The sequence below is a fragment of the Streptomyces sp. NPDC006510 genome (genome assembly GCF_040611955.1).
In the GTDB taxonomy this organism is placed as follows: Bacteria; Actinomycetota; Actinomycetes; order Streptomycetales; family Streptomycetaceae; genus Streptomyces.
Window position 1 is genome coordinate 25,800 of sequence record NZ_JBEXPH010000088.1, and the last position, 8,419, is coordinate 34,218.

16 protein-coding genes are annotated in these 8,419 nt (G+C 67.0%); 1 reads left to right on the top strand and 15 read right to left on the bottom strand.

Features of this window, described 5'->3' with window-relative positions; genetic code table 11:
• Positions 1-209 precede the first annotated feature (209 nt).
• The 15 genes from ABZY11_RS24880 to rpsJ form a co-directional block, all read right to left on the bottom strand.
• Positions 210-395, bottom strand: a complete 186-nt coding sequence (locus ABZY11_RS24880; protein ID WP_003948630.1) for a type Z 30S ribosomal protein S14 — start codon at positions 393-395, stop codon at positions 210-212.
• Between the two features lie 2 nt (positions 396-397).
• Complete coding sequence (rplE, locus tag ABZY11_RS24885) at positions 398-955, bottom strand: 50S ribosomal protein L5 (RefSeq protein WP_189544134.1); 558 nt, start codon at positions 953-955, stop codon at positions 398-400.
• Positions 955-1,278, bottom strand: a complete 324-nt coding sequence (gene rplX / locus ABZY11_RS24890; protein ID WP_003966949.1) for a 50S ribosomal protein L24 — start codon at positions 1,276-1,278, stop codon at positions 955-957. The genes rplE and rplX overlap by 1 nt, the downstream gene beginning before the upstream one ends.
• A 2-nt stretch (positions 1,279-1,280) precedes the next feature.
• Positions 1,281-1,649: a 50S ribosomal protein L14 gene (gene rplN / locus ABZY11_RS24895; protein WP_003966950.1), complete on the bottom strand. Its 369-nt coding sequence runs from the start codon at positions 1,647-1,649 to the stop codon at positions 1,281-1,283.
• Between the two features lie 107 nt (positions 1,650-1,756).
• Positions 1,757-2,041, bottom strand: coding sequence for a 30S ribosomal protein S17 (gene rpsQ / locus ABZY11_RS24900; protein ID WP_030977953.1), 285 nt, complete (start codon positions 2,039-2,041; stop codon positions 1,757-1,759).
• The gene (rpmC, locus tag ABZY11_RS24905; protein WP_015035581.1) at positions 2,041-2,265 is read right to left on the bottom strand and encodes a 50S ribosomal protein L29; all 225 of its coding nucleotides are present in this window, start codon (positions 2,263-2,265) and stop codon (positions 2,041-2,043) included. The genes rpsQ and rpmC overlap by 1 nt, the downstream gene beginning before the upstream one ends.
• Positions 2,265-2,684: a 50S ribosomal protein L16 gene (rplP, locus tag ABZY11_RS24910; RefSeq protein WP_014047785.1), complete on the bottom strand. Its 420-nt coding sequence runs from the start codon at positions 2,682-2,684 to the stop codon at positions 2,265-2,267. The genes rpmC and rplP overlap by 1 nt, the downstream gene beginning before the upstream one ends.
• Before the next feature lie 5 nt (positions 2,685-2,689).
• The gene (gene rpsC, locus ABZY11_RS24915; protein ID WP_093540760.1) at positions 2,690-3,532 is read right to left on the bottom strand and encodes a 30S ribosomal protein S3; all 843 of its coding nucleotides are present in this window, start codon (positions 3,530-3,532) and stop codon (positions 2,690-2,692) included.
• A complete protein-coding gene (gene rplV / locus ABZY11_RS24920) occupies positions 3,532-3,879 on the bottom strand; it encodes a 50S ribosomal protein L22 (protein WP_009997296.1) in 348 nt (115 codons plus the stop codon). The genes rpsC and rplV overlap by 1 nt, the downstream gene beginning before the upstream one ends.
• A gap of 43 nt (positions 3,880-3,922) precedes the next feature.
• The gene (gene rpsS / locus ABZY11_RS24925; protein ID WP_283853425.1) at positions 3,923-4,204 is read right to left on the bottom strand and encodes a 30S ribosomal protein S19; all 282 of its coding nucleotides are present in this window, start codon (positions 4,202-4,204) and stop codon (positions 3,923-3,925) included.
• A gap of 12 nt (positions 4,205-4,216) precedes the next feature.
• Positions 4,217-5,053 carry a 50S ribosomal protein L2 gene (rplB, locus tag ABZY11_RS24930; protein ID WP_124716938.1) on the bottom strand — a complete coding sequence of 279 codons (837 nt, stop codon included), beginning with the start codon at positions 5,051-5,053 and terminating at the stop codon, positions 4,217-4,219.
• Positions 5,054-5,093: 40 nt separating this feature from the next.
• The gene (rplW, locus tag ABZY11_RS24935) at positions 5,094-5,417 is read right to left on the bottom strand and encodes a 50S ribosomal protein L23 (protein WP_189544130.1); all 324 of its coding nucleotides are present in this window, start codon (positions 5,415-5,417) and stop codon (positions 5,094-5,096) included.
• Positions 5,417-6,067, bottom strand: a complete 651-nt coding sequence (rplD, locus tag ABZY11_RS24940; protein ID WP_093540763.1) for a 50S ribosomal protein L4 — start codon at positions 6,065-6,067, stop codon at positions 5,417-5,419. Before rplD ends, rplW begins: the two co-directional genes overlap by 1 nt.
• A gap of 4 nt (positions 6,068-6,071) precedes the next feature.
• The gene (rplC, locus tag ABZY11_RS24945) at positions 6,072-6,716 is read right to left on the bottom strand and encodes a 50S ribosomal protein L3 (protein ID WP_072485542.1); all 645 of its coding nucleotides are present in this window, start codon (positions 6,714-6,716) and stop codon (positions 6,072-6,074) included.
• A gap of 13 nt (positions 6,717-6,729) precedes the next feature.
• Complete coding sequence (gene rpsJ, locus ABZY11_RS24950) at positions 6,730-7,038, bottom strand: 30S ribosomal protein S10 (RefSeq protein WP_003948644.1); 309 nt, start codon at positions 7,036-7,038, stop codon at positions 6,730-6,732.
• Between the two features lie 535 nt (positions 7,039-7,573).
• Between rpsJ and ABZY11_RS24955 the strand changes: the two genes are divergently transcribed.
• Positions 7,574-8,419, top strand: an 846-nt coding sequence (locus ABZY11_RS24955; protein ID WP_356481265.1) for an RNA ligase family protein, incomplete at its 3' end; no start/stop codon positions are given.

The window sequence follows — 8,419 nt, forward strand, 5'->3', positions numbered from 1 at the left end:
CTCTCTCGCCGGGGTTTCCTGTATGCGCCATCCCTCTCCCCACTCAGAGGCAGGACGGGTGCGGTGCGGGGACCTACGGCGTAGTAAGTCGGTCTTGGGCGGCAGGCGCCCAACCCCACAAGCCTACGGCATGTGAGGGCGGGCTCCTGCCGACCAGATGCTTACCGAGAGCTTCCGTCAATTCCCAACGCCCGGAGGGCGAAGGAGAATTACCAGGAGCTCTTGGTCACGCCCGGCAGCTCGCCACGGTGAGCCATCTCACGAAGGCACACGCGGCACAGGCCGAACTTGCGGTAGACGGAGTGGGGCCGGCCGCAGCGCTGGCAGCGGGTGTACCCGCGAACGCCGAACTTCGGCTTACGGGCGGCCTTAGCGATCAGAGCCTTCTTCGCCACGGTCAGTTCTCCTTGAACGGGAAGCCGAGGTGACGAAGGAGGGCACGACCCTCGTCGTCATTGGTCGCCGTGGTGACCACGGTGATGTCCATGCCCCGGACCCGGTCGATCTTGTCCTGGTCGATCTCGTGGAACATGACCTGCTCCGTGAGACCGAAGGTGTAGTTGCCACGGCCGTCGAACTGCTTCGGCGACAGGCCACGGAAGTCACGGATACGCGGCAGCGCGAGCGACAGCGTACGGTCCAGGAACTCCCACATCCGGTCACCACGGAGGGTGACGTGGCAGCCGATCGGCTGGCCCTCGCGCAGCTTGAACTGCGCGATGGACTTGCGGGCCTTGGTGACGGCCGGCTTCTGGCCGGTGATCGTGGTGAGGTCGCGCACGGCGCCGTCGATCAGCTTGGAGTCGCGGGCGGCGTCGCCCACACCCATGTTGACCACGATCTTGACCAGGCCGGGGATCTGCATGACGTTCTCGTACGAGAACTCCTCACGCAGCTTGCCGGCGATTTCCTCGCGGTACTTCGTCTTCAGACGCGGAGTGGTGGTGGTAGCCATCAGATGTCCTCACCCGTCCGCTTGGCAACGCGGATCTTGTTGCCTTCGTCGTCGAAGCGGTAACCGACGCGCGTGACGACCTTGTTGCCGTCCTTCTCCACGACGAGCTGAACGTTGCTCACGTGGATGGGGGCCTCGGTCGTGACGATGCCACCGGTCTGCGAACCGCGAGCGGTCTGACCGGCCTTGGTGTGCTTCTTGACCCGGTTGACACCCTCGACGAGGACGCGGTCCTGAGCGGGGTAGGCCACGATGACCTTGCCCTGCTTGCCCTTGTCCTTACCGGTGATGACCTGAACCAGGTCGCCCTTCTTGATCTTCATGCTTACAGCACCTCCGGCGCGAGCGAGATGATCTTCATGAACTTCTTCTCGCGCAGTTCCCGGCCCACCGGGCCGAAGATGCGGGTGCCGCGGGGGTCACCGTCGTTCTTCAGAATGACGGCGGCGTTCTCGTCGAAGCGGATGTACGAGCCATCCTGACGGCGACGCTCCTTGACGGTGCGAACGATGACGGCCTTGACGACGTCACCCTTCTTCACGTTGCCACCGGGGATCGCGTCCTTGACGGTGGCGACGATGACGTCACCGATGCCCGCGTAGCGGCGACCCGAACCACCGAGAACACGGATGGTGAGGATTTCCTTCGCACCCGTGTTGTCGGCGACGCGAAGTCGCGACTCCTGCTGGATCACGTCTATCTCCTGATCGTCTGCCGGTTCCCGGCGGGGGCCACTCCGTCACCGGAGCGGGCCCCCGCCGAGCCTGGCGGAACTTGCCTGAGGGGAATGCCCCTCAGGAATTACTTGGCCTTCTCGAGGATCTCGACGACGCGCCACCGCTTCGTGGCGGACAGCGGCCGGGTCTCCATCAGGAGGACGCGGTCGCCGACGCCGGCGGCGTTCTGCTCGTCGTGCGCCTTGAGCTTGTTCGTACGGCGGATGACCTTGCCGTACAGCGCGTGCTTGACACGGTCCTCGACAGCGACGACGACGGTCTTGTCCATCTTGTCGCTGACGACCAGGCCCTCACGGGTCTTGCGGAAACCGCGGTCGGTGTTCGTCTCAGTCACAGTCTTCTCGCTCATCAGGCGCTCTCCACCGTCTCGATGCCCAGCTCGCGCTCGCGCATCAGGGTGTAGATCCGGGCGATGTCCTTACGGACGGACTTGAGCCGGCCGTGGTTCTCGAGCTGCCCGGTCGCCGCCTGGAAGCGGAGGTTGAACAGCTCTTCCTTGGCCTCGCGGAGCTTGTTGAGGAGCTCCTCGTTGCCCAGCTCGCGCAGCTCGGACGCCTTGGTACCGGCCGACATCACGACTCACCTGCCTCGCGCCGAACGATCCGGCACTTCATCGGAAGCTTGTGAGCAGCGCGGGTAAGCGCCTCACGAGCAATCTTCTCGTTCGGGTAGGACAGCTCGAACATCACCCGACCCGGCTTGACGTTCGCGATCCACCACTCGGGAGAACCCTTACCGGAACCCATGCGGGTCTCGGCCGGCTTCTTCGTCAGGGGACGGTCCGGGTAGATGTTGATCCAGACCTTGCCGCCACGCTTGATGTGACGGGTCATCGCGATACGAGCTGCCTCGATCTGACGGTTCGTCACATACGCCGGGGTCAGCGCCTGGATGCCGTACTCGCCGAACGCAACCTGCGTGCCACCCTTGGACATACCGCTGCGCTTCGGGTGGTGCTGCTTGCGGTGCTTGACCCTACGGGGGATCAGCATTTCGGTCAGGCCTCCGTTCCGGTGCTCTCGGCAGCCGGAGCGGCAGCGGCGGGAGCCTCGGCCTTGGGGGCCTCGGCAGCCGGAGCCGACTGCTGCTGCGGCTTGCGACCGCGGCCGCCACGCTCGCCACCGCGGCCACCACGGCCGGCCGGACGGTCAGCGCCGCCACGGGCCGGGCGGTTGCCTGCGCGGGCAGCGGCGTTCTCGGCGCGGACCTCGGCGATGTTCTTGACGTCGCCCTTGTAGATCCAGACCTTCACACCGATGCGGCCGAAGGTCGTCTTGGCCTCGAAGAAGCCGTAGTCGACGTTCGCGCGGAGCGTGTGCAGGGGCACACGGCCCTCGCGGTAGAACTCCGAGCGGGACATCTCGGCGCCACCGAGGCGGCCACCGCACTGGATCTTGATGCCCTTGGCGCCGGCCTTCATCGAGCTCTGCATGCTCTTGCGCATGGCGCGACGGAAGGAGACGCGGGAGGAGAGCTGCTCGGCGACGGCCTGGGCCACCAGCTGAGCGTCCACCTCGGGGTTCTTGACCTCGAGGATGTTCAGCTGGACCTGCTTGCCGGTCAGCTTCTCCAGCTCGCCACGGATGCGGTCGGCCTCGGCGCCGCGGCGGCCGATGACGATGCCCGGGCGGGCGGTGTGGATGTCAACGCGGACGCGGTCGCGGGTGCGCTCGATCTCGACCTTCGAGATGCCGGCCCGCTCCATGCCCTTCGTCATCATGCGACGAATGGCGACGTCTTCCTTGACGTAGTCCTTGTACAGCTTGTCGGCGTACCAACGGGACTTGAAGTCCGTGGTAATGCCGAGCCGGAACCCGTGCGGGTTTACCTTCTGGCCCATTACCGGGTTCCTTCCTTGCTGCTGACGACCACGGTGATGTGGCTGGTCCGCTTACGGATCCGGTAGGCACGGCCCTGAGCACGCGGACGGAACCGCTTCAGGGTCGGGCCCTCGTCCACGTACGCCTCGCTGATGACCAGCGTGGAGGCGTCGGTGTGGTCGTAGTTGTGTGCGGCGTTGGCGATGGCGCTGTCCAGCACCTTGCCAACCGGCACGCTCGCGGCCTGCGGGGCGAAACGCAGGACCGCCTGAGCCTCCGTGGCGTCCATGCCACGGATGAGGTCCACCACGCGGCGGGCCTTCATGGGCGTGACGCGGATGTACCGCGCCTGGGCCCTGGCTTCCATGGTTGTCCCTTCGGTGTAAGTCATAGTCGTTTCCACCCCGCGGTTAGCGGCGCTTCGACTTCCGGTCGTCCTTGACGTGGCCGCGGAAGGTGCGAGTCGGCGAGAACTCGCCGAGCTTGTGGCCGACCATCGACTCGGTGACGAACACCGGGACGTGGATCTTGCCGTTGTGCACCGCGATGGTGTGACCCAGCATGGCCGGGACGATCATCGAGCGACGGGACCAGGTCTTGATGACGTTCTTGGTGCCTGCCTCGTTCTGTGCGTCCACCTTCTTGATGAGGTGGCCGTCGACGAAGGGCCCCTTCTTGAGACTGCGCGGCATCTAAACCCGCTCCTAGCGCTTCTTGTTCGTCTTGCGGCGGCGGACGATGTACTTGTTCGATGCCTTCTTCGGCGAACGAGTACGACCCTCCTTCTGACCCCACGGCGAGACCGGGTGGCGACCACCGGAGGTCTTGCCCTCACCACCACCGTGCGGGTGGTCAACCGGGTTCATCGCGACACCGCGGACGGTCGGGCGAACGCCCTTCCAGCGCATACGGCCGGCCTTGCCCCAGTTGATGTTCGACTGCTCGGCGTTGCCGACCTCACCGATGGTGGCGCGGCAGCGGGCGTCGACCAGGCGGATCTCACCCGACGGCATACGAAGGTGGGCCATGGTGCCCTCCTTCGCCAGCAGCTGCACGGAGGCACCCGCGGAGCGGGCGAACTTCGCGCCGCCGCCGGGCCGCAGCTCGATGGCGTGGATGGTCGTACCGACCGGGATGTTGCGCAGCGCCAGGTTGTTGCCGGGCTTGATGTCGGCGGCCGGGCCGTTCTCGACACGGTCGCCCTGCGTCAGGCCACGCGGCGCGATGATGTAGCGCTTCTCGCCGTCCGCGTAGTGCAGGAGCGCGATGCGCGCGGTGCGGTTGGGGTCGTACTCGATGTGCGCGACCTTGGCCGGCACGCCGTCCTTGTCGTGACGACGGAAGTCGATCACTCGGTAGGCGCGCTTGTGGCCACCACCCTGGTGGCGAACGGTCACACGACCGGCGTTGTTACGGCCGCCCTTGCTGTGCAGCGGGCGGACCAGCGACTTCTCCGGCGTGGACCGCGTGATCTCGACAAAGTCGGCGACGCTGGAGCCACGACGGCCCGGGGTCGTCGGCTTGTACTTGCGGATACCCATTTCTCAGTCCTCGTCCGATTCCGGACGATCCAGACCGCCCTTAGGCGGTCGGACCGCCGAAGATGTCGATACGGTCGCCCTCGGCGAGGGTCACGATGGCGCGCTTCGTGTCGGCGCGCTTGCCGAAACCGGTGCGGGTGCGCTTGCGCTTGCCCTGCCGGTTGATCGTGTTGACCCCGGTGACCTTGACCGAGAAGACCGCTTCCACGGCCTGCTTGATCTGGGTCTTGTTGGAGCCGGGCGCGACGATGAACGTGTACTTGTTCTCGTCGAGCAGCGCGTAGCTCTTCTCGGACACGACCGGCTTGACGAGAACGTCGCGCGGGTCCGAGTAGGTCTTGCTGGTAACGGTCGCCTCGCTCATCAGGCGTCGCTCCCTTCGGTCTCAGCGGTCTGGGGGCCAGACACGAAGGACTCGAAGGCGGCCTGGGTGAAGACCACGTCGTCAGAGACGATCACGTCGTACGTGTTCAGCTGGCCCGGCTCCAGGATGTGCACCTGGGGCAGGTTGCGGGCGGACAGCCACGCGGCCTCGTCGGCACGGTCGACGACCAGGAGCAGGTTCTTGCGCTCCGAGATCTTGCCGAACAGCGTCTTGGCGGCCTTCGTGGAGACTGCACCGTCGACCACGCCGGTGACGACGTGGATGCGGGAGTGGCGTGCCCGGTCGGAGAGGGCACCGCGCAGGGCGGCGGCCTTCATCTTCTTCGGGGTCCGCTGCGAGTAGTCACGCGGCTGCGGGCCGTGGACGACGCCACCGCCGGCGAACTGCGGCGCACGGGTCGAACCCTGGCGCGCGCGGCCGGTGCCCTTCTGGCGGTACGGCTTGCGGCCACCACCACGGACTTCGCCGCGGGTCTTGGTCTTGTGCGTGCCCTGACGGGCAGCTGCCAGCTGGGCGACAACGACCTGGTGGATCAGCGGAACGCTGGTCTTCGCGTCGAAGATCTCCGCGGGGAGCTCGACGGTACCGGCCTTGTCGCCTGCCGGCGAAAGGATGTCAATGGTGCTCATTACCTCAAGCCCCCTTGGCCGCGGTACGGACCAGGACGAGGCCGCCGTTCGGACCGGGGACTGCGCCCTTGATGAGGAGCAGACCCTTCTCCGCGTCAACCGCGTGGATGGTCAGGTTCTGGGTGGTGACACGCTCGTTGCCCATGCGACCCGCCATGCGCATGCCCTTGAAGACACGGCCGGGGGTGGCACAGCCACCGATGGAGCCGGGCATACGGTGCACACGGTGGGCACCGTGGGACGCCTTGCCACCCTTGAAGTTGTGACGCTTCATCACACCGGCGAAGCCCTTGCCCTTGCTCTTGCCCGTGACGTCAACCTTGACGCCGGACTCGAACACCTCGGCAGTGACCTCCTGGCCCAGCGTGTACTCGCTGGCGTCAGGGGTGCGGAGCTCCACCAGGTGGCGGCGCGGGGTCACGTCGGCCTTGGCGAAGTGGCCCTTGAGGGGCTTGTTCACCTTGCGGGGGTCGATCTCGCCGAAGGCGATCTGGACTGCCTCGTAGCCGTCGTTGTCGTTGGTGCGGACCTGGGTGACGACGCAGGGCCCGGCCTTGACGACGGTCACCGGGACGACCCGGTTGTTCTCGTCCCAGACCTGGGTCATGCCGAGCTTCTCGCCCAGGACGCCCTTAATGTTCTTAGCCATCTCGCGCGTCACCTCAGAGCTTGATCTCGATGTCGACGCCGGCCGGCAGGTCGAGACGCATCAGCGAGTCAACCGTCTTCGGCGTGGGGTCGAGGATGTCGATGAGGCGCTTGTGCGTGCGCATCTCGAAGTGCTCGCGCGAGTCCTTGTACTTGTGCGGCGACTTGATGACGCAGTACACGTTCTTCTCAGTGGGCAGCGGCACCGGGCCCGCGACCGACGCACCAGTGCGGGTCACCGTCTCGACGATCTTCTTCGCCGAGGAGTCGATGACCTCGTGGTCGTAGGCCTTGAGCCGGATGCGGATCTTCTGTCCCGCCATGGCTACTAGTAGTCCTGTCTCTCGCTAACGCTCTGGAACCCGGGAGTTCTAATGACTCCACCTCCGACCCACGCGGTCGGGCGTGTCGCATCCCCTCTACGCAGATCTCCCGAAGGATTTCCCAACCAAGGGGGTGCGGGCCCGAGGACCGCAGGACCGGGGGCGAAACACCCACCGGGTGCCTGGCCGGTGCCCCACTGACGCTTCCCGGAAGATTCCCGTACGTCCGACCCGCAAGGGATCGACGAGTACTGTGGGACTCGCTTCCGGTCCTCCCGGCGGGAGGCGCGCAGCATTGACACTCAACCGAGCAACCTGGTCAGTGTGCCATACGGGGCGTGAGCCTGGCCAATCGGGCGGAGGATCCTACCCCGCGTGGTCGCTCGGTCAAACGCGGGCGCGCAGCGGGAGCCGTACCGGGCGCCCTCATCGTAATTGGGTCGAGCGGTGTACACCCCCGCGAGCCCGGCATGATCCGGACTAGAGGCCCTAGAGTGACCGGCCGGGAAATCCGTCGTCACCAGGGGCATCGATCATGCGTACGCACTATCCGCGCACCGCGCATCTGCCCTGGTCCCCCGGGGCCACCTCGGACGATGTGCGGACCGCGGATCTGTCCGGGCTGGCCGGCCGCGAGGTCGTCGTCACCGAGAAGCTGGACGGCGAGAACACCACGCTCTACGCCGACGGGCTCCACGCCCGCTCCCTCGACTCCGCGCACCACCCCTCGCGGGGCTGGGTGAAGGCGCTCCAGGGCCGGATCGGGGCCCGCATCCCCGATGGATGGCGGGTGTGCGGCGAGAACATGTTCGCGCGCCACTCGATCCCGTACGACGGCCTGGAGAGCTTCTTCTACGGCTTCTCCGTCTGGGACGGGGAACACTGCCTGGACTGGGACCGGACCGCGGCGTTCCTGCGGGACCTGGGGATACCGGTGCCGCCCGTGCTCTGGCGCGGAGTGTTCGACGCCCGCGCCGAGAAGGCGCTGCGGGCACTGAAGCTGGACACCGGACGGCAGGAGGGGTACGTCGTACGGCCCGTGGACGGCTTCGGCGCACCGGAGTTCGGGCGCCTGGTGGCCAAGTGGGTGCGGCCCGGCCACGTACAGACCGATACGCACTGGATGCACGCCGCCGTCGTGGAGAACGGGCTCGGCCCGGCCGCCGCCCTGTGGGCCGTACGGTCCGGGGCTCCGGTCGACGCGACGGCACTGGCCGCCGCCACGGGCACGGCCCCGGGGGACGCCGGGGCCGCCGCCGCGATGGGCGACGCCCTCGACGCGCTGGGCCGGACGGGCGAGGACCGGCTGTCCGGGGTGCTGGCCGCGCTGCTGCACCGTTCCCGCCGCACCGGACTCGCGCCCGCGCTGGCACCGGCGCTG

What these genes read in the sequence shown, in the direction of transcription:
- rpsJ (WP_003948644.1), bottom strand. Translation starts at nt 7,038, where the DNA reads ATGGCGGGACAGAAGATCCGCATCCGGCTCAAGGCCTACGACCACGAG.
- rpsC (WP_093540760.1), bottom strand. Translation starts at nt 3,532, where the DNA reads ATGGGCCAGAAGGTAAACCCGCACGGGTTCCGGCTCGGCATTACCACG.
- rplE (WP_189544134.1), bottom strand. Translation starts at nt 955, where the DNA reads ATGGCTACCACCACCACTCCGCGTCTGAAGACGAAGTACCGCGAGGAA.
- rplD (WP_093540763.1), bottom strand. Translation starts at nt 6,067, where the DNA reads ATGAGCACCATTGACATCCTTTCGCCGGCAGGCGACAAGGCCGGTACC.
- rpmC (WP_015035581.1), bottom strand. Translation starts at nt 2,265, where the DNA reads ATGTCGGCCGGTACCAAGGCGTCCGAGCTGCGCGAGCTGGGCAACGAG.
- rplW (WP_189544130.1), bottom strand. Translation starts at nt 5,417, where the DNA reads ATGAGCGAGGCGACCGTTACCAGCAAGACCTACTCGGACCCGCGCGAC.
- rplV (WP_009997296.1), bottom strand. Translation starts at nt 3,879, where the DNA reads ATGGAAGCCAGGGCCCAGGCGCGGTACATCCGCGTCACGCCCATGAAG.
- rpsQ (WP_030977953.1), bottom strand. Translation starts at nt 2,041, where the DNA reads ATGAGCGAGAAGACTGTGACTGAGACGAACACCGACCGCGGTTTCCGC.
- rplP (WP_014047785.1), bottom strand. Translation starts at nt 2,684, where the DNA reads ATGCTGATCCCCCGTAGGGTCAAGCACCGCAAGCAGCACCACCCGAAG.
- rplC (WP_072485542.1), bottom strand. Translation starts at nt 6,716, where the DNA reads ATGGCTAAGAACATTAAGGGCGTCCTGGGCGAGAAGCTCGGCATGACC.
- rpsS (WP_283853425.1), bottom strand. Translation starts at nt 4,204, where the DNA reads ATGCCGCGCAGTCTCAAGAAGGGGCCCTTCGTCGACGGCCACCTCATC.
- rplB (WP_124716938.1), bottom strand. Translation starts at nt 5,053, where the DNA reads ATGGGTATCCGCAAGTACAAGCCGACGACCCCGGGCCGTCGTGGCTCC.
- rplX (WP_003966949.1), bottom strand. Translation starts at nt 1,278, where the DNA reads ATGAAGATCAAGAAGGGCGACCTGGTTCAGGTCATCACCGGTAAGGAC.